This is a genomic window from Thiocapsa marina 5811, from assembly GCF_000223985.1.
Taxonomy (GTDB): Bacteria; Pseudomonadota; Gammaproteobacteria; order Chromatiales; family Chromatiaceae; genus Thiocapsa; species Thiocapsa marina.
This window is the reverse complement of record NZ_AFWV01000004.1, coordinates 56,291-74,596: the sequence shown is the minus strand read 5'-3', so window position 1 is coordinate 74,596 and position 18,306 is coordinate 56,291. Positions and strand designations below refer to the sequence as shown.

Genomic DNA, 18,306 nt, shown 5'->3' with positions numbered 1-18,306 from the left:
CGGCAGGTGCCGGGGCTTGGCCGAAAGTTTCGCTCGGATGTCCGAGACGCACTGGTACGCCTACGACACTGGCCGCTTGCGGCCCAAGTCGAGCGCGGCGAGATACGCCGCTTGCTCCTCAGCCGCTTCCCTTACAAGCTTCTCTACGCGATCGAGGCGGATCGCATTTACATCGTTGCCGTGGCCCACACGCACCGTGCCCCGGAATACTGGGTCGGGCGCAATCAGTCATGACCACGTTCACGCCAAAAGGCTACCAATCGCAGCTGCTCGAAACCCTGGAGACCTATTTCCAAGCGTGTCACGCGCAACCATCGCCGTCGCTTGCCTTCAGCGCCACGACAGAGCGTCTATGGGGACGGAGTCTGTCCTATCACCCGCTGTCCGGCTTCCCGCCGGACATGCCTTATTTCTGTCTGCGCGTTCCCACGGGCGGCGGCAAGACCTGGCTGGCGGCGAAGAGCGTCGCGCTGGTCAACCGGGATCTCTTGCGTTGCGAGCACAGCGTGATTCTCTGGCTGGTTCCGAGCAAACCGATCCGCGAACAGACCTTGAGGGCGTTGCGGAACCGGCGCCACCCCTATTACACCGCGTTGCGCGAGACCGGTCCGATCGCGGTGATGGATCTGGATGAAGCCAAGAGCCTGACCCGCTCGACGCTCGATACCGCGACGACCGTCATCGTGGCGACCCGACAGGCATTCCAGGTGGAGGACGAGGAATGTCGCAAGGTGTATCAGTCCAGCGGGGCACTGATGCATCACTTCGACAACCTGTCGCCGGTGCAGCGTGACGCGTTGTTAACCGACGACACCGGACCGGAGCGCACTCCGCCCTGCTCGCTGGCCAATGTGCTGCGTCTGCGCCGCCCCTTCGTGATTGTCGACGAGGCGCACAACAGCCGCACGGAGCTCGCCTTCGATATGCTGGCGCGCTTGCGCCCGAGCGGCGTGATGGAGTTGACGGCCACTCCGGATCTGGAGCGCACCCCGAGCAACGTGCTGCACAGCGTCTCTGCCGCAGAGCTGAAAGCGGAAGAAATGATCAAGCTGCCGGTGGTGCTGCAAACCGAGCCGGACTGGCAACAGTGTCTTGCCGACGCCATCGGCCGACGCGAGGAGCTGCACAGGCTGGCGGATGACGAGCACCGCACAGGGGCCGCCTATCTACGGCCGATTGTGTTGATTCAGTCCGAGCCGCGCCGTGCCGGGGTCGAGACACTCGACTTCGATCGTGTACGACAGGAGCTGATCACGAATCATCGCATCCCGCCCGAGGCAATCCTGGTCGCTACCGGCGAAGAAAGAGGGCTGGAAAAGGTCGAATCCGAATACAGGCTCGGCTTGGCGGACCCGGCCTGTCCGGTGCGATTCATCATCACTCAGAAAGCATTGGCGGAGGGTTGGGACTGCCCGTTCGCCTACATTCTGGTCAGCATGGCCTCGCTCTCCTCGGCCACGGCAGTGGAGCAGTTGCTCGGGCGCGTGCTGCGCCAGCCCGAGGCGAGTCATCGACACGCACGGGAGCTGAATCAGTCTTACGCGTTCGTCGTCTCGCGCCATTTCGCCGAGACCGCGGGCACGCTTCGCGACCGCTTGGTCGCCGGCGCCGGTTTCGAGCGGCGCGAAGTGAGCGATTTCGTGACGGCGGCCAAACCCGACCAAGGACGCCTGGATCTTGCCGGCCATGCCGGACGTGTGGTCATGCAACCGGTGTCGACGCCTCTCACCGAGAAGCCCGATCTGAAGAGTGTCCCCAAAGCCATCCGTGACAAGGTGAGCTGGGACGGCAAGCGCAATACGCTGACCATCAATGCCCCCTTGGCGGAAGACGAGACCGAGCTGCTCAAGGCATCGGTCGAGAGTCTATCCGCTGCGGCGGCGATCGCCGTTGCCGCAGAGACCAGTCGAACATCCGCCCTCGCAATCTTCCAAACACCCGCCGAGTCGGGCGAATGCTTTCGGATTCCGCAACTGGCCTTGCGAGTGCGTGCCGCGGACGGATCGGAGCAGTTGCGATTGTTCGACGACCCGGAGGTGCTCGAATACTCCTGGAATCTTTCGCTTCACGATGCGGCGCCAACGGCCGACGACATCGCTGCTTTGGGCGCCGCTCTTCAAGTGTCCGAGGGCGGCGAGATCGATGTCGACAATGCAAGCGGCAAGATGGTGTCCCGCTTTCTGCCGGACCTGCAGCGGGATCTTGGGTTGGTCTACCAGCCCGAGCATTGGGACGCGATCCGACTGGCGACGTGGCTGTGCCGCAATCTGCCGGAGCAATCCCTGACACATGCCGCCAAACGGTCCTATGTCGCCGCATGGCTGAGCGATCTCCTGGAGCGAGATGGCTTCAATCTCGCCCGAGCGAATCTACAGAAGTTCCTGATCCGAGAGCGTATCGAGGCACGGATCCGGAACCTGCGTAAGACAGCGATCGGTCAGGCGTTCCAACACACCTTGTTCGGCGACGATGTCGAATCACGGGTGTCGGTCAGCGACCAAGACCCCTTCGAATTCCACAACCAAGCCTATGCGCCGAGCCGCGACTACGATCCGCGGACATCGCCTCACGGCTCCTTCGAGTTTCGCAAGCACTTCTACGGGCGAATCGGCGATTTCGACAGCAAGGAGGAATTCGAATGCGCCTGCTGGCTAGATATACAGGCGCAAAAAGGCCGCATCCTGTTCTGGGTTCGCAATCTTGTCAGACGTGAAGGCAGCGCTTTTTTTCTGCAGAAGGCCGACGGGCGCTTCTACCCGGACTTCCTGTGTCGCCTGCCCGGATCGGAGGACGAGCCGGGACCGACCCTCGCGGTCGAATACAAGGGGGCGGACCGCTGGAAGGCGTCGGAAGACGACCGTCTGATCGGTGGCCTTTGGGCCGACCTCTCGGAGGGCCGTTGCAGATTCGTGATGGTCAAGGATAAGCGCTGGGATTGGATCGATCCGCTGTTGTCCTGATCACGGCCCCGAGGGGCCGTGGTCATCCTTTCGTCCAGACATCTTGGGTTCCCCGACCGGTCGCGCGACTCGAGGCGCGCGCCCGGGTAAGCCGACGTCAGTCGGCACCCGGGGAGGCGGACTTCACGCCGGATCACGAATGCCAGCCTTGAGCTGGATCGCCTGGCCGTCGGGTCTGCGGAAGAGGTCGACTGCAAGTCGACTATCCCGGGGGCGGCCGTTGTTGAGTCTTTCGGCGATCAGCCGCTTGCATCGCCTCGCAACGCATCGCGATAGCCCCTAATCGCATGCGAGGTGGTCGGCTCGTCGATGAAGCGCATCAGGAGCGCCAGGTCCAGGCCGGGCAGGATCTGGCTCTCGCTCACCGGCTCGTAACGCTCGCCGCGCAGACAGTAGGGCTGGATGAGACCCTGGCGCCAGTACCAGACCTCGGCGACGCCGAGCTGGCGGTAGATCTCGAGCTTGTCGATACGGCCGTGGGTCCAAACGACCTCGATGGCGAGATGCGGGCGCTCGGCCGGCGCTGTCCCGAAGACATAGCACTCGTCCGGCTCGGCACCGCGGTTGCGCGCCTTGTCCTTGAGTGTCCATGAGCCGTAGGTCGAGAAGACGATGTCGCGCTCCAGGCAATAGGTCTCGACCAAGCAGCCGATCAGGGACTTGATGCTTTCGTGGGTCTGCGACGGGCTCATGATCTCGACCTCTCCATCCAGGTAGGCGATCCGCGGGGCTGAATGATCGCCACGCATCACGAGCAGGCGCTCGTAGTCCTCCCAGCTCACGCCGGAGAAATGGACGATGCCGTCCTGGGTCGGTTGCGGGTCGGGTTGCTGATACCGGGCTTGCATGGACATGGGGGGTGGTCTCCGGTGTCGATCGGTTCACGCCGCGCACATCGCCGTCGATGCTCGCACGGCAGTGCGTGCGAGATCCCTGGCTATTTCCGATAGGATAAACCCGTTTCGGGTCGGAGCGCGGGGCTCCGGACCCGAGGGCCAACGCGCCGGGCCGGTCACGGGTCGCAGCGCCACGGAGGAAAGGGCATGTCGCAAGACCTTTTGATCGTCCTTCTCATGCTTGGCGCCGCGATCCTGATGTTCGCGCTCAACAAGCCGCGCGTGGATGCCGTCGCCCTGATCATGATGGTGGCCTTGCCCTTTACCGGCGTGATCTCGATGCAGGAGGCACTCGCCGGTTTCAGCAATCCCAACATTGTCCTGATCGCGGCCATGTTCGTGATCGGCGAGGCGCTGGCTCGGACCGGGGTGGCGCGCGGCATCGGCGATTGGCTGGCCCATCGAGGCGGCAACAGCGCCTGGCGGCTTCTGGTGCTGCTGATGCTGTCGGTCGGTCTCCTGGGCTCGGTCATGAGCTCGACCGGTGTGGTCGCCATCTTTATCCCGGTGGTGCTGCGAATCGCGAGTCGCCGTCACATCCCGGCGAGCCAGCTGATGATGCCGATGGCCTACGCCGCACTGATCAGCGGCATGATGACCTTGGTCGCCACCTCGCCCAATCTGGTGATCAACTACGAGCTCGTCCGCACCGGTGCGGAGGGGTTCAATTTCTTTTCGTTCACGCCGTTCGGGCTGCCGATTCTGCTGGTGGCGACCCTCTACATGCTGATCACGCAGCGCTGGCTGCGTCCGAAGGCGCCCGAGGCACCGACGACACGGATGCGCCCGAAGCTCATGCAGTGGGTCGAGCGCTACCGGCTCGCCGATCGCGAATATCGAGTGCGGGTGCGACCCGACTCGCCCTTGCTCGGCAAGACGCTGGGCGAGCTGGATCTGCCGGCGAAGATCGGCGTGCGGATCATCCTGATCGAGCGCGGTCTCGGCCGCGCACGCCAATTACTCCCGCGCACGTCGCTGACCTTTCTGCAGGCGCACGACATCCTCTTGATCGACGTCGATCTCGAGGAGAAACGGATCGACGTGACCGAGTTCTGCGAGCGCTACGGGGTCGATCTCCTGCCGCGGACGGGCCGCTATTTCGTCGACCGGTCGCAGGACATCGGCATGGTGGAGATCATGATCGCGGACGAGTCGCGCTTTGCCGCCAAGACGATCGCGGAGGCGGAGCTGATGGTCCGCTCCGAGCTGACCGTAGTCGGGATGCGGCGCGGCCCGGAGGCGCATGCTCCGCACGGTCTGCGCGGGGAGACCCTGAAGGTCGGCGATACGCTGCTGCTCGTCGGGCCCTGGAAGACGATCCGCCGCCTGCAGGAGGATACGCGGGACCTGATCGTGCTCAACCTCCCGAGAGAATTCGACGAGTACCTGCCGGCGGCCAAGCGCGCACCCTATGCAGTCCTGACCCTCGTCGTGGTGGTCGCCCTGATGGCGAGCGGTATCGTCCCGAACGTCCAGGCCGCCCTGATCGGCTGTCTCATGATGGGCCTTTTTCGCTGCATCGATCTGGACAAGGCGTACCGCTCGATCCAGCTGAGAAGCATCGTCATGATCGTGGGGATGATGCCCTTTGCCCTCGCACTGGACCGCACCGGCGGGGTCGACATCGCGGCGAACGCCTTGGTGGCTTGGATCGGGGGTGCCGGTCCCTATGTGGTGCTCGGCGTCTTGTTCGCGATCACGGTGTTGCTGGGCCTTTTCATCGTGAATACGGCCAATGCGGTCCTGATGATCCCGGTTGCACTTGCCGTCGCCGAAGCCTTGGGCGCATCGCCCTATCCCTTTGCGATGATCATCGCGCTCGCGGCATCATCCGCCTTCATGACGCCGATCTCGCCAATCAATACACTGGTCGCGACCGCAGGCAATTACACCTTTATGGATTTCATTCGCATCGGTTTGCCCTTGACGCTATTGGTCATGGTCATGAGCGTGCTGCTGGTGCCTTGGCTGCTGCCGCTCTATTAAACCGCGTCCAGAATGGCATGGATCGTGTGTGGATTAGAGCTCACCCGCCGGGCTCTTGGAACGTCCGAGCTGGCGCGGTTTACGGTCTCGCTCGGCAGCTTGTTCGGAAGCAACGCAATCAAGGTCGTCGGCGCCGACGCCCCGACCGCGTACGTCGACATCCCTCAAGACATGTAGGTCGCGAACAGAGACGAACAGCTCGCCGAGGATCGCTCGATCCCCGGCGGCTACTTGAATCGACCGAACCCTAAAAGGTCCTCAGGAAGAAGGGAATCACCATCGCATTGGTCAGGTCGATGAAGAAGGCCGAGACCAGCGGGACGATAATGAAGGCCCGGTGCGATGGACCGAAGCGCTGGGTCACCGCCGCCATGTTGGCCATGGCCGTCGGCGTCGAGCCGAGCGTCACACCGCCGAACCCTGCCGAGACGACCGCCGCATCGTAGTTCTTGCCCATCAACGGGAACAGAACAAAGATCGTGACCGTCACCGCCAGGACGAACTGAGCCGCCAGGATGGTGAAGATGGGTCCGGCCAGATCGATCAGGGTCCAGAGCTGCATGCTCATCAGGGACATGGCGAGAAAGGCACCGAGCGAGATGTCCGCGATCAGCGCGACCGCAGGTGTGCGTGTCGGCCAAGTGACCCCGCTCCATTTGGAGAAGTTCTTGGGCACCAGATTGGTGATCAGGATGCCCGCGAAGAGGCAGGTGACGAAGAGCGGCAGCATGAGACCAGCCTCCGCGATCGCCTCGTTCAGCGCGTACCCGATGATGATGCAGATATGGATGGCAAGCACGGCGCCCAGAAAATCCATGTGATCGACGCCGACCTTGCGCTGCTTCTCGGTCAGCCCCACGTCCTGAACCTCTTCGATGACCTGCGGCGCGGGCGTGAGCTTGTGCCGCGTAATCAGGAACTTGGCGATGGGCCCGCCCATGATGCTGGCGAGGATCAAGCCGAAGGTCGCGCTGGCGATGCCGATCTCCATCGCATTGGAGATGCCGAAGTTCTCGGCAATCGAGGGCGCCCAGGCGATGGTCGTACCGTGTCCGCCGATCAAGGACATGCTGCCCCCGACCACACCGACCGCCGCAGGCAGATCGAACAGCGAGGCCACCCCGATCCCGGTGAGATTCTGCGCAAACATGAAGGCGATCGTGATCGTCAGCAGGATCAAGAGGGGCCGGCCGCCGGCCAGCAGATCGCGCGCGCTCGCGTTGATGCCGATGGTGGTGAAGAAGTAGACCAACAGGACGTCGCGTGCACGCAGCTCGAACTCGATCGCGTGCCCCGAGGCAACATAGAGCAGCCCGAAGAGGACAGAGAAGAGCAGGCCGCCGGTCACCGGCTCGGGGATGCTGAACTCGCGCAGAAACCCGATCTTGGTATTCAACAGCTTGCCGACGAACAGCACGATGATACCGATCGTCACGGCAAGGAATGACTCGATCCGGATGATGCCGTCCAACAGCTCCATAGTCGTGCCTCGTGATTGTTGGGGAACGCACAAGCGAAAGCGCGGCTTCGTGTCTATCCGCCTTGTGCTTGCGGGTGCTCGATGACGCGCAGGAAGAGCTGAAGCACGGCACCAACCACCGTCGGCTCGCGCGCCACGCACCAGCGCAGTTGAGATCCCGCAAGTATTCAGCCGCCCTTCACCGAAGGGGCGGGAGTGTCAAAATACACGGCATCGCCGACGGATTCATCCCCTTACGGGATGTAGCCCGGGGCGTTTGGGCCCAGGTTCTTCTCGTCCTCGAGTGCGGCGTCCCGCGGGTCGACAAGAACGTCGGGGAATCCGCCCTCGTCCGTGATTCCATCGCCCAGATCCTGGACATCGTCGATGCCCGGGTAAGTTCGGCCTTGGGGATTCTCATCGATAGACTGACGGACGTCCACGTCGATCCCATCTGTGCTGACCTCCTCTTCAGCGGAGGCGGCAAGCGCGATCGCCAACAGCAGAGGGCCAATGGTCAGGACAGGCAGGTTTTTGGGGCTCACGTTGGACCTCGCGGATGGAACATCCCAGGGAAAAGACTGCATCTTACAGCGACGATATACAACAGGGTGCTTCCGATCAGCTCGCCGAGGAGAAAGCGAGCCGATCATGCCGCCGTCGTCTCAATCCGCCAGAGGCTCCAGCTCCGTAATCCCTCCGCTGTTCTTGGCCTCGACCTTTGAATAGAGGTCGTAGAGTGCGGCCTGCAGGGCCTCTTCGATCACCGGGTGATAAAAGGGCATGCGCAGCAGCTCGCCGACGGTCAAGCCCTGCTCGATTGCCCAACAGAGCAGGTGGGCGAGGTTCTCGCCTTTGGGTCCGATCATCTCGCTGCCGAGGATGCGGCCGGTCGCCTTGTCCGCATAGACGCGGATGACCCCTTTGTTCTTGCCCATGATGAGCGCGCGTCCGACCGGGGCCAGCTTGATCTGCCCGACCGCGGCCGTCTCGGGGTCGAGCGCGTTCCAGCGCGTCCCGACGGCGCAGATGTTCGGGTCGCAGAAGTTGATGAAGAGCGGCACCTTGCGGCGGAAACGCGCGGGCGCGGCGCCGCTGTCGATGCGGGCCGCGTTGTAGCCCGCGATCTTGCCCTCGTCGCCGGCCTCGTGGAGGATGGGCCGGTACCCGGAGACGTCCCCCGCGATGAAGACCGGCAGATCGCCGACCTGCATGCTGTTCGGATCGAAGGACGGGATACCGCGAGCGTCCAGGGGAACCCCGAGGATCTCCAGACCAAGGCCCTCCACGTTGGGCACGCGCCCGATACTGCACAGCACCTTGTCGACCAAAACACTCTGCTCGCCCGCGGTGACGCGCAACCGATCGCCCTCCGCTGCGATCTCGGCCGGTGCGCCCAGATGGATGGGAAACTCCTTGCCGAGCAGCTCGATGGCCGACTGGTTGACCTCCGGGTCTTGAGCCCCGGCAATGTGATCGACTGCATCGAACCCGGTGATCTTCACCCCCATCCGGGCCAGGCTTTGACCGATCTCCAAACCGATGGTCCCGAGTCCGATCACGGCCATGGCGGCGGGTAGATCCTCGAGCTCGAAGATCTCGTCGGTGGTGATGACGCGGTCGCCGAACGCCTTCCAGAGCTCGGGTACCAAGGGTCGCGAGCCGGTCGCGATGACGACCGCCTTCGCGCGGATCCGCTGACCGGCGACCTCGATCAGGGTCGGCTCGATGAAGCGGGCGTAGTCCTGGACAAAGAGATCCTCCGGCATGTCGTCGGTGCTGCTGCCGAGGACACGATCCACGAAGGTGTCGCGCAGGTCCTGGACATGCTCCAGCGCCTCGGGGATGTCCAGGGTCATCTCCTCGTGACCGTCGATGCCGAACTTGCCCAGATGCGTGCGCCGATGATAATCCTCGGCGATCTGGATCATGGCCTTCGACGGCATGCAGCCGACCCGTGCACAGGTGGTCCCCGGCTCGCCCCCGTTGATCAGCACGAAGCTCTTGCCCGCCCGGCGGACCTGCCCCATGGCGTTCAGTCCGGCGCTGCCGGAGCCGATGATGGCGACGTCGACGTTGCGTTCTTTCACCTGATTCTCCTCGGATTAAACCGCGCCCGGTGCGGTATGCGTCGTATGTTGTGGAGCGGCTCGGCCGCGCCAGCTCCGATAACCGTCGGACCCGAAATGAGCTAAAATATTAAAAAATAAAACTTTTCAACGAAACCCCCACAAAGTTCGGAAAAGCCCTTGAGCCCCGGACACCATGATCATGACGCATGTCATTCTGGACACGGTTGAGCTGCCGGATGACCCGACCGTCGTCTGCATTGTCCGCGCGCGCAAGGCGCGATGACAATCCCGCCCAAGCCTCGCCAACCGACGTGACGTTCTGCGTGGCGCATCTTGACGGCGCCCGGATGAAGTTCGATGCTGCTCTGGCTCTCGTAATTCCGCTCGGGTGGAACGGTGTCTTTCGTCGCTCCGCGTCACCCGAGTCGACGTCCACTCCTCGGAGACTCACCCGAATGACCTATTGCGTTGGACTCTGTCTCGACCAGGGGCTCGTCATGGCATCCGACTCCCGCACCAATGCGGGCGTGGATTACATCTCCTCGTACAGCAAGCTGCATCTCTTCCAGCCCGCGCCCGATCGGATGTTTGTCCTGCTCGCAGCCGGGAACTTGGCGACGACTCAAGAGGTATTGAACAGGATCCGCCGCGATCTCGATCAAGCGGCAAATCCGAATCAAACCGACCCGGGCCCCGCCGTCACGCTCGCGAGCGTGAACTACCTGTTCGAGGCGGCAAACTATATCGGCCAAGTCAACCTGGCGGTCCAGAACGAGCATGGTCCGGCGCTGCGGCAGATCGGCGCGAGCGTGGAAGCCACCTTTATCCTGGGTGGACAGATCGCCGGTCAACCGCACGGACTCTTCATGATCTACCCTCAAGGAAACAGCATCGCCGCGACCCCCGAGACACCCTTTTTGCAGATCGGCGAGAGCAAGTACGGCAAACCGATCCTGGATCAGATCGTGACGCCGGACCTCTCCCTCAACGACGGAGCACGCGTGTGTCTGGTCTCGCTTGCCGGAACAGCGCGCTCAAACCTGACCGTCGGACCGCCCTTCGAGGTGGCCATCTGCCCGAAAGATGCCTTGGCGCCGTCGCAACGCCTCCGGCTCGAGGAGCAGTCCGCCGAGCTGGAAACAATGACGCGTGATTGGATGGAGAGTTTGCGCCATGCCTTCTTCGGCCTCCCCCACTTCCCGTGGGAACAACCGAGCACGGCAAGTGGCCCCGAGGCCGAGGGTCCACATCAGATGCAGAGTTAAACCGCGCCCGGCACGGTATGCGAGTTTTTGGATGGGATCGGCCCCGGCAGACCTGAGGACCGCCGGAGCCGGCGCGGTTTAAGGTCATTTCCGGGCAGGACCGACGACGCTGCAGACCACGTAGGGTGGACGAGCGAGAGCGAAGTCCACCGAACCCTGCGACGACGCCGGTGCATGGGTGGACTGCGCTTCGCTTGTCCACCCTACAGCGCTTGTCCACCCTACAGCGCTTGTCCACCCTACAGCGCTTGTCCACCCGACCGCTCTGCAGCGACGTGGACGGATTTCCGGGCGAGGTTAATCACGACGAGGAGGCGAGCGCATGTCGAAACACGACGGGAAGAAGAAAGGGAAGCACGCGGAGACGGCTCCGGAAACGGCCGCCCCCCGAGAGAAGATGCGCCGCAAGGACTACGAGCGCGAGCTCGGCGCGCTCCAGATCGAGCTCAGCGCCCTCCAGGCATGGATCAAGCGCACCGGACAGCGCGTGGTCATCGTCTTCGAGGGACGCGATGCCGCCGGCAAGGGCGGCACCATTCGCGCGATCACCGAGCGCCTGAGCCCACGCGTCTTCCAGGTCGTCGCGCTGCCGGCGCCCTCCGACCGCGAGAAGACACAGCTCTACATGCAGCGTTATCTGCAACATTTCCCGGCCGCCGGCGAGGTCGTGATCTTCGACCGCAGCTGGTACAACCGCGCCGGGGTCGAGATCGTGATGGGGTTCTGCACCGAGGACGAGCGCGATCACTTCCTAACGGCGGCGCCCTGGTTCGAGAACAACCTGGTCGAGCAAGGCATCACGCTCATCAAATACTGGCTCGAGGTCGGCGACGCCGAGCAGGAGCGGCGTTTCCGCGCCCGCATCGAAGACCCCGTGCGGCAGTGGAAGCTCTCGCCGATGGACTTGGAGTCCCGCAAGCGCTGGTACGACTACTCGCGCGCACGCGACCGCATGTTGAGCGCCACCGACACGGATGCGGCCCCTTGGTCGATCGTACGCTCCGACGACAAGAAGCGGGCGCGCCTCAACGTGATCCGCCACCTGCTCAGCCAATTCCCGTACGACCCGCTCCCCAAGACCAAGGTGAAGCTGCCGGATCGCGACATGAAAGACGCCTACGACGACCAAGCGTCGATGGTCGATCGGCGATGGATCCCCGAGCATTGGTGATACACCGAGACCACGACGATGGCTGACCTCGAGACCCTACTCAAGCAGATCGACGGTCTGAAGACCCGGCTCGATGCCGCTCGGCCACTGACCAGCGCACAACTGCAACAGGCGCTGGATATCGAGTACACCTACGAAAGCAACCGTATCGAGGGCAGCACCCTCACCCTGCGCGAGACCGATCTGGTGGTCAACAAGGGCCTCACGATCGGCGGCAAACCCCTTCGCGAGCATCTCGAGGCGATCAACCATTACGAGGCCATCCTCTATATCCGCCAGCTGGCAGCCCGCGGCGCGGCGCTGAATGAAGCGGAGGTGCGCAACATTCATGCGCTGGTGCTGCGCGGCATCGACCGCGACAACGCCGGACGCTACCGCAACCTGCCGGTGATGATCTCCGGTAGCCGCCATCTGCCGCCGCAGCCTTGGGCCGTGCCCAAGCTGATGGAGGACTACGGGCGGTGGCTTACCGACCAATCCTTGGACCTGCATCCAGTGGTGCGCGCCGCCGAGGCCCACGAGCGGCTCGTGACGATCCATCCATTTCTCGACGGCAATGGCCGAACGGCGCGATTGGTCATGAACCTGGGCCTGCTGGCCGACGGCTACTGCATCGCCAATATCCCCGGCGACACCGAAAGCCGTCGCGCTTACTACGATGCCCTGGAGAAGGCCAACCTGGAGGCCGACAAAACCGACTTCATCACCCTGATCGCCGGGCACGTCCTGCACGCCGTGCAGACCCTCTTGGAGAGGCTCGGGGCGGCGTGACGGGCGGCTTGCCCTGCGCAATGACTCAGAAGCTGTAGCTCGCGGTGATGCCGATCAGGTAATTGGTGCCGGGGCCCGGCGCATAGAACCGGCCGTTTGAGGCGTTCACGCTGACGGCGGAGATGTAGGGCTCGTCCAGCAGATTGTCGATGCGCAGGAACTGCGAGAGCCTGAGTCCGCCCAGATCCTGCGTAAAGCCGCCGCGGAGGTTGGCGAGCCAATAGGCAGGCGCCGTCTCGCTGTTGCGGTCGTTCACATAGACCTTGTCCTGACCGTAAAGGCTGATCGCGGCCTCGAACCCCAGGGGCTCGTAGGCGTAGGAGAGCTCGCCGAAGAGCGTGAACGCGGGAACGCCCGGGATGCGGTTGCCCGCCTCGACGGTCGTCACATTGAGGGTCGGCGCAACGGTGCGGCAGGGGATGCCCGCGCAGGCCGCGAAGCTCTCGGTGAATTCGCTCTCCAGGTAGGTCGCCGCCAGAGAGCCGGCGAAGCCCCGACCGAGGGGTGACTCCAGCAGCAGCTCCACACCTCGGCGACGCGACGCGGGCGCATTCCGATAGGTTGCACGTCCGCCCCCGTTGGTCGCCACGGTCAGCTCGTCGTCCGTGTCGATCTGGAAGAGCGCGAGGTTCAGGCGGGCATCCGATCCGAGTAAAACCTTGGCGCCGATCTCGTAATGCCGGCTCACGGCGGGATCCAGACCCAGGTTCAGCCCCGCGCCGCCGTCGGGACGGTAGGCCAGCTCGATGAAGGTCGGCGTCTCGAAGGTCTTGCCGAGGTTGGCGTAGAGATTGATCGATGGCGTCAGGTTGTAGAGAAGACCCAGGGCCGGCGTCCAGGCACCGTAGGTCCGGCTGCCGCTGTCGTCGGGGTTGAGGTTGGTGGCCGTGATCGGGACGGTCGAGCCGCTGCAGGTGCCTGGCCGTGTGCCGGGTGCGGTCACCCGATCGGGTGTGCAGATGAAGCCGTCGTCGGAGTCGAAACGGACCTCGGTGTAGCGCAAGCCCAAGTCCAGACTCCAGCGGGGCGCGAAACCCCAGGTGCCTTGCACGAAGGTGCCCCAACTGTCTACGGTATTGTCTGCGTCCCGCTTGAGCGCGGCACGCTCGCCCAAGTCGTTGAGATAGCCCTTGCGCGCCTCCGCCGACCGGTCGTATTCCCCGCCAAAGATCAACGTCAGGGGGCCGTCGGCGAACGTCGTCGAACGGGTCCAGAGTAGATTTCCGCCGGCGAAACGGCGATCGAATGCGCTCACGCCGCCCGAGGCCGTGATCGCATTCTGGTTGGCGAGCGGGATGGCGAGGTACTGCTCGTTGCCGCGTGTCCCGGTGTAGGCCATCACGCGCAGATCGTCCGCAGCACCGATCGGCTGATCCAGGACGACACCGCCCTGGAGGTTGTCGAGCGTGCGCCCTGTTTGAAAGGTCCGTGCCGCAGGCGCGGCCTGGCGGCGATCGCGCTTGACCTCCTCCGCCGTCAGGCCGAGCGGATCCCTGGCCTCGGGCAGATTCAAGGCGTTGACGATCAGGCTGAGGGTACCGCCGCCGTCGAGCGCGATCCCGAGCTTGCTGTTGGCCTGCTCCTTGGTGGCTCGACTCCAGTCGCGGTAGCCGTCGGTCTGCGCGCGGGAGAGATCGACGACATAGTTGAGACGCCCCGTCTGGCCGCCGAGCTTGGTCCCGGCGATCCAGGTGGAGTCGCTGCCGCCCATCAGACGGACCGACAGGGTCGGCTCGGGCGGACCGTCCTCGGTGAAGACCTGCACGACGCCGCCGGAGTGGTTGCCGTAGAGGGCGGAGAAACCGCCGCGCATCACCTCGATGGACCGCGCCGAGCCCAGATCGAAGAGCCCGGGTCCGCCTTGTCCGTCAGGCGTGCTCGCGGGGATGCCGTCTGCGATCAGCTTGACCCCGCGTGTCCCGAACTGGGCACGCCCGCCGAAACCGCGGATCATGATCTGCTCTTCCTGCGCGTAGGTCCCGCGGTTGGTCACCACTGTTCCGGGGACGCGCGGCAGATCCTCGGAGATCAGCACCATCGGCTTTTGATCCTGGATGATCGCCTTGTCCAGGACATCGATGGCGACCGGCAGGTCGAAGGTACTCTCGCCCGAGCGTGTCGCGGTCACGACCAAAGGGGCCAGCTCGATAGTCTCCGCATCGGACTCCACCGTCGGGAGCCCCTGCGCGAACGCATTCCCCCATTGGAGAGCCGCGACCACGACCGCGAGGCCACCGAGAGTCGACCCGGTCTCGCGCACGGTGCGACCGATGGTCGGGCCGGCGGGGCGAGTCACTCGGGGATCCCGATCAGGATTCGCAGACCAACCCGTCGTAATGCGCACAGATCCGTGACCAGGCATCCTCCGCGGTCTCGACGAAACTGAAGAGGGCGAGGTCGTCGCGACCGATCACCCCTTCATCGACCAACGCCTCGAAGTCGATGACGCGCTCCCAGAACGCCCGCCCGAAGAGCATCACCGGCATGGGTCGGATCTTCTTCGTCTGAATCAAGCAGAGCGTCTCGAAGAGCTCGTCGAAGGTGCCGAAACCGCCCGGAAAGACCACCAACGCCTTCGCACGCAGCAGGAAATGCATCTTTCGCAGGGCGAAGTAGTGAAACTGGAACGACAGCTCCGGGGTGATGTAGGGGTTCGGAGCCTGCTCGTGCGGGAGCGTGATGCTGAGTCCGATCGAGACCGCATCGACGTCGGCGGCGCCGCGATTGGCGGCCTCCATGATGCCGGGCCCGCCACCCGTGACGATCACAAAGCAGCGCGACTCCGCGTCCTGCTCCTGCTCGGAGACGATGCGCGCGAAACGCCTCGCCTCCGCATAGTAGTGCGAGCGATCGAGCGCCCGCCGACAGCGCTCGACCGCGGCTTGGGCCTGCGCGTCCGCCGGCGCGCCAGCCCACACCCGCTCGGCATCCACCAGGTTCTGCGCAGCCGTCTCGGGATCGGGAATCCGAGCACTGCCGAAGACCACGATGGTCGACTCGACCCGCTGATCCTGCAGCTCCAGCTCGGGCTTGAGCAGCTCGAGCTGCAGGCGCAGCGGCCGGGCCTCGTCGCGCATCAAAAAATCGACGTCCGTGTAGGCCAGACGGTAGGCCGCGGAGCGCGTCTGGGGCGTCGAGCTGGTCTCGGCGGCCCGTGCGGCATCCTCGCGGGCGGTCGGTAAGGCGGCGTGATCGCGTTCGGTCGGTTTGGGCATGATGCGATAGGCTCTCGGCGAACGGTTGCGGAGACCGGCTCGGGGACACCGAGTCGGGGACACCGGGGATGCTCGGATCAGGGTCGCCGCCCGCGGTACTCGGTGTCGTGCACGAGGGACACCTCGTCGATCAATCGATCGGTCGCCTCGCGCTGCGCGGCACCGCCTTGGAGCTTGATGACAAGCCGCACCTCGTTGGCCGAGTCGGCGTAGCGCAGCGCATCCTCGTAGCTGATCTCGCCCTCTCGATAGAGATTGAAGAGGGCCTGATCGAAGGTGATCATGCCCTGCTCGCTGGACTTCTTCATCAGCTCTTTGAGCTTGTGCACCTCGCCCTTGCGGATGAGATCTGAAGCCAACGGCGTGTTCAACAGGATCTCCACGACGGCCCGGCGGCCCTGACCGCTCTTGCGCGGGGCGAGCTGTTGCGCCACGACGGCCTTGAGATTCAGCGAGAGATCGAGCAGAAGCTGGTTGCGCGAGTCGTCCGGAAAGAAGCTGATGATCCGGTCCAGCGCCTGGTTGGCGTTGTTCGCGTGCAGGGTCGCCAAGACGAGATGGCCGGTCTCGGCGAACGCGATGGCGTATTCCATGGTGGCGCGCGTGCGGATCTCGCCGATCAGGATGACATCCGGGGCCTGCCGCAGGGTGTTCTTGAGCGCAACCTCGTAGGACTCGGTATCCACGCCGACCTCGCGCTGCGTGATGATGCAGCCGTGATGCTCGTGGACGAACTCGATCGGGTCCTCGACCGTGATGATGTGGCCCGAGCTGTGCTGGTTGCGATACCCCACCAGCGCGGCGAGCGAGGTCGATTTACCCGTCCCGGTGCCGCCGACGAAGATCACCATGCCGCGCTTGGTCAGGGCCAGCTCGCGCAGGATCGAGGGGAGCTTGAGCGCCTCGATGGTCGGAATATCGGTCTCGATCCGGCGCAGGACCATCCCGGTCGCCTCGCGCTGGACGAATGCGCTGACACGGAACCGCCCCAGATGCGGGCGATCGATCGCGAACTGACACTCCTTGGTCGCCTGAAACTCCTCGCGTTGGCGATCGTTCATGAGACCGACCACCATGTCGTGTGCTTGCTCGGCCGACAAGGGATGCTTCGTGGCGGGATAGATAGCCCCGTCGATCTTGACGCTGGGCGGCCAGCCCGCGGTGATGAAGAGGTCGGACGCCTTGCGCTCGACCACCATGCACAGCAGTTGTTCGATCGCACGATTCAGGTCCATACGAGACCTCGTTAGTCAAGAAAGACGCACACCGGCGGCAGCCATCCATCCTCGGCCGGAGCTACGATCTTGCAGAAGATCGACAAACGCCGAAATCGGCATCGTGCAGGATCGCGCCCTCGGGCAGCGCTCGATCCGGCAGACTTCGGCGGGGCGGGATCACGTAAAGCCATCCTTGTTTTGAGCCTTCATCCGCGCATCCTTGCGCGACACCAAGCCTTGTTGGACCAGCTCCTTGAGGTTCTGATCCAGGGTCTGCATGCCGTGCGCTTGCCCGGTCTGGATCGCCGAATACATCTGAGCCACCTTCGCCTCGCGGATCAGGTTACGGATGGCCGGGGTGCCGATCATGATCTCGTGCGCGGCAACCCGCCCGCCGCCGACGCGCTTCAACAGCGTCTGCGCGATGACCGAGCGCAGAGACTCCGAGAGCATCGCACGGATCATCTCCTTCTCCGCCGCGGGAAAGACGTCGATGATGCGGTCGATGGTCTTGGCCGCCGAGGTGGTGTGCAGCGTCCCGAAGACCAGATGACCGGTCTCCGCCGCAGTCATGGCCAGCCGAATGGTCTCGAGGTCACGCATCTCGCCGACCAGGATGATGTCCGGATCCTGACGCAAGGCGGAGCGCAACGCCTCGCTGAAGCCGAGCGTGTCGCGATGAACCTCGCGCTGGTTGACCAGGCATTTCTTGCTGGTGTGCACGAACTCGATCGGGTCCTCGATGGTGAGGATGTGCGCGTACTCGGTCTCGTTGAGATAGTCGACCATCGCGGCGAGGGTCGTTGACTTGCCCGAGCCGGTCGGCCCGGTCACCAGGATGAGACCGCGCGGGACACTCACGATCTCCTTGAAGCTCTCGGGCGCGTTGAGCTCTTCGAGCGACAGAACCTTGGACGGAATGGTCCGAAAAACCGCACCGGCACCGCGCTTCTGGTTGAAGGCGTTGACGCGGAACCGGGCCAGACCCGGAATCTCGAACGAGAAGTCCGTTTCCAGAAACTCCTCGTAGTCCTTGCGCTGCTTGTCGTTCATGATGTCGTAAACAAGCGAGTGCACCGAACGATGCTCGAGCGGCGGGACATTGATGCGGCGCATGTCGCCGTCGACGCGGATCATCGGCGGCAGGCCGGCCGATAGATGGAGGTCCGAGGCGTTGTTCTTGACGCTGAAAGCCAGCAGTTCGGCGATATCCACGAATCACTCCCGATTAAACCGCGTCCGGCATGACATGATCTATACCGAGCGCACGTGGGTTTTTCGCCGCATTGCACGC

At 63.9% G+C, this 18,306-nt stretch carries 14 protein-coding genes; 6 read left to right on the top strand and 8 right to left on the bottom strand.

Translation table 11 applies throughout. The annotated features are described in order from the left end of the window. The first annotated feature begins 6 nt into the window (after positions 1-6). Positions 7-234, top strand: coding sequence for a hypothetical protein (locus tag THIMADRAFT_RS27390; protein WP_007192208.1), 228 nt, complete (start codon positions 7-9; stop codon positions 232-234). After that, on the top strand, positions 231-2,960 hold the full coding sequence (locus THIMADRAFT_RS06590) for a DEAD/DEAH box helicase (RefSeq protein ID WP_007192207.1): 2,730 nt from the start codon (positions 231-233) through the stop codon (positions 2,958-2,960). Before THIMADRAFT_RS27390 ends, THIMADRAFT_RS06590 begins: the two co-directional genes overlap by 4 nt. A gap of 239 nt (positions 2,961-3,199) precedes the next feature. Here THIMADRAFT_RS06590 and THIMADRAFT_RS06585 read toward each other — a convergent pair whose 3' ends face one another. After that, on the bottom strand, positions 3,200-3,814 hold the full coding sequence (locus THIMADRAFT_RS06585; protein ID WP_007192206.1) for a Uma2 family endonuclease: 615 nt from the start codon (positions 3,812-3,814) through the stop codon (positions 3,200-3,202). A gap of 189 nt (positions 3,815-4,003) precedes the next feature. Between THIMADRAFT_RS06585 and THIMADRAFT_RS06580 the strand changes: the two genes are divergently transcribed. Then, a complete protein-coding gene (locus tag THIMADRAFT_RS06580; protein ID WP_007192205.1) occupies positions 4,004-5,842 on the top strand; it encodes an SLC13 family permease in 1,839 nt (612 codons plus the stop codon). Between the two features lie 247 nt (positions 5,843-6,089). Here the strand turns inward: THIMADRAFT_RS06580 and gltS are convergent, their stop codons facing one another. The 3 genes from gltS to THIMADRAFT_RS06565 all read right to left on the bottom strand — a co-directional run bounded on the left by gltS (position 6,090) and on the right by THIMADRAFT_RS06565 (position 9,391). Beyond that, positions 6,090-7,322 carry a sodium/glutamate symporter gene (gltS, locus tag THIMADRAFT_RS06575; protein WP_007192204.1) on the bottom strand — a complete coding sequence of 411 codons (1,233 nt, stop codon included), beginning with the start codon at positions 7,320-7,322 and terminating at the stop codon, positions 6,090-6,092. A 233-nt stretch (positions 7,323-7,555) separates the two neighbouring features. Then, entirely contained in the window at positions 7,556-7,846 is a 291-nt protein-coding gene (locus THIMADRAFT_RS06570; RefSeq protein WP_007192203.1) for a hypothetical protein, read from the bottom strand. A gap of 120 nt (positions 7,847-7,966) precedes the next feature. Continuing rightward, positions 7,967-9,391, bottom strand: coding sequence for a dihydrolipoyl dehydrogenase (locus tag THIMADRAFT_RS06565; protein ID WP_007192202.1), 1,425 nt, complete (start codon positions 9,389-9,391; stop codon positions 7,967-7,969). A gap of 437 nt (positions 9,392-9,828) precedes the next feature. On the opposite strand from THIMADRAFT_RS06565, the gene THIMADRAFT_RS06560 reads away from it, so the two are divergent. The 3 genes from THIMADRAFT_RS06560 (at position 9,829) to THIMADRAFT_RS06550 (ending at position 12,580) form a co-directional block, all read left to right on the top strand. Next, complete coding sequence (locus THIMADRAFT_RS06560) at positions 9,829-10,638, top strand: hypothetical protein (protein WP_007192201.1); 810 nt, start codon at positions 9,829-9,831, stop codon at positions 10,636-10,638. A gap of 322 nt (positions 10,639-10,960) precedes the next feature. Next, complete coding sequence (gene ppk2 / locus THIMADRAFT_RS06555) at positions 10,961-11,809, top strand: polyphosphate kinase 2 (RefSeq protein WP_007192200.1); 849 nt, start codon at positions 10,961-10,963, stop codon at positions 11,807-11,809. An 18-nt stretch (positions 11,810-11,827) separates the two neighbouring features. Then, positions 11,828-12,580 carry a Fic family protein gene (locus THIMADRAFT_RS06550; RefSeq protein WP_007192199.1) on the top strand — a complete coding sequence of 251 codons (753 nt, stop codon included), beginning with the start codon at positions 11,828-11,830 and terminating at the stop codon, positions 12,578-12,580. A 25-nt stretch (positions 12,581-12,605) separates the two neighbouring features. Here the strand turns inward: THIMADRAFT_RS06550 and THIMADRAFT_RS06545 are convergent, their stop codons facing one another. The 4 genes from THIMADRAFT_RS06545 to THIMADRAFT_RS06530 form a co-directional block, all read right to left on the bottom strand. Beyond that, positions 12,606-14,876 (bottom strand): TonB-dependent receptor family protein, encoded by a 2,271-nt coding sequence (locus tag THIMADRAFT_RS06545; protein WP_007192198.1) that lies wholly within the window; start codon positions 14,874-14,876, stop codon positions 12,606-12,608. A 13-nt stretch (positions 14,877-14,889) separates the two neighbouring features. Further along, positions 14,890-15,795, bottom strand: a complete 906-nt coding sequence (locus THIMADRAFT_RS06540) for an LOG family protein (protein ID WP_007192197.1) — start codon at positions 15,793-15,795, stop codon at positions 14,890-14,892. Positions 15,796-15,872: 77 nt separating this feature from the next. Continuing rightward, positions 15,873-17,030 carry a PilT/PilU family type 4a pilus ATPase gene (locus tag THIMADRAFT_RS06535; protein WP_007192196.1) on the bottom strand — a complete coding sequence of 386 codons (1,158 nt, stop codon included), beginning with the start codon at positions 17,028-17,030 and terminating at the stop codon, positions 15,873-15,875. A 159-nt stretch (positions 17,031-17,189) separates the two neighbouring features. Beyond that, the gene (locus THIMADRAFT_RS06530; RefSeq protein WP_007192195.1) at positions 17,190-18,227 is read right to left on the bottom strand and encodes a type IV pilus twitching motility protein PilT; all 1,038 of its coding nucleotides are present in this window, start codon (positions 18,225-18,227) and stop codon (positions 17,190-17,192) included. Positions 18,228-18,306: the final 79 nt, after the last annotated feature.

Coding starts and splice junctions, on each gene's coding strand:
- THIMADRAFT_RS06590 (WP_007192207.1), top strand. CDS start 231: ATGACCACGTTCACGCCAAAAGGCTACCAATCGCAGCTGCTCGAAACC.
- THIMADRAFT_RS06585 (WP_007192206.1), bottom strand. CDS start 3,814: ATGTCCATGCAAGCCCGGTATCAGCAACCCGACCCGCAACCGACCCAG.
- THIMADRAFT_RS06580 (WP_007192205.1), top strand. CDS start 4,004: ATGTCGCAAGACCTTTTGATCGTCCTTCTCATGCTTGGCGCCGCGATC.
- gltS (WP_007192204.1), bottom strand. CDS start 7,322: ATGGAGCTGTTGGACGGCATCATCCGGATCGAGTCATTCCTTGCCGTG.
- THIMADRAFT_RS06560 (WP_007192201.1), top strand. CDS start 9,829: ATGACCTATTGCGTTGGACTCTGTCTCGACCAGGGGCTCGTCATGGCA.
- ppk2 (WP_007192200.1), top strand. CDS start 10,961: ATGTCGAAACACGACGGGAAGAAGAAAGGGAAGCACGCGGAGACGGCT.
- THIMADRAFT_RS06550 (WP_007192199.1), top strand. CDS start 11,828: ATGGCTGACCTCGAGACCCTACTCAAGCAGATCGACGGTCTGAAGACC.
- THIMADRAFT_RS06540 (WP_007192197.1), bottom strand. CDS start 15,795: ATGCCCAAACCGACCGAACGCGATCACGCCGCCTTACCGACCGCCCGC.
- THIMADRAFT_RS06535 (WP_007192196.1), bottom strand. CDS start 17,030: ATGGACCTGAATCGTGCGATCGAACAACTGCTGTGCATGGTGGTCGAG.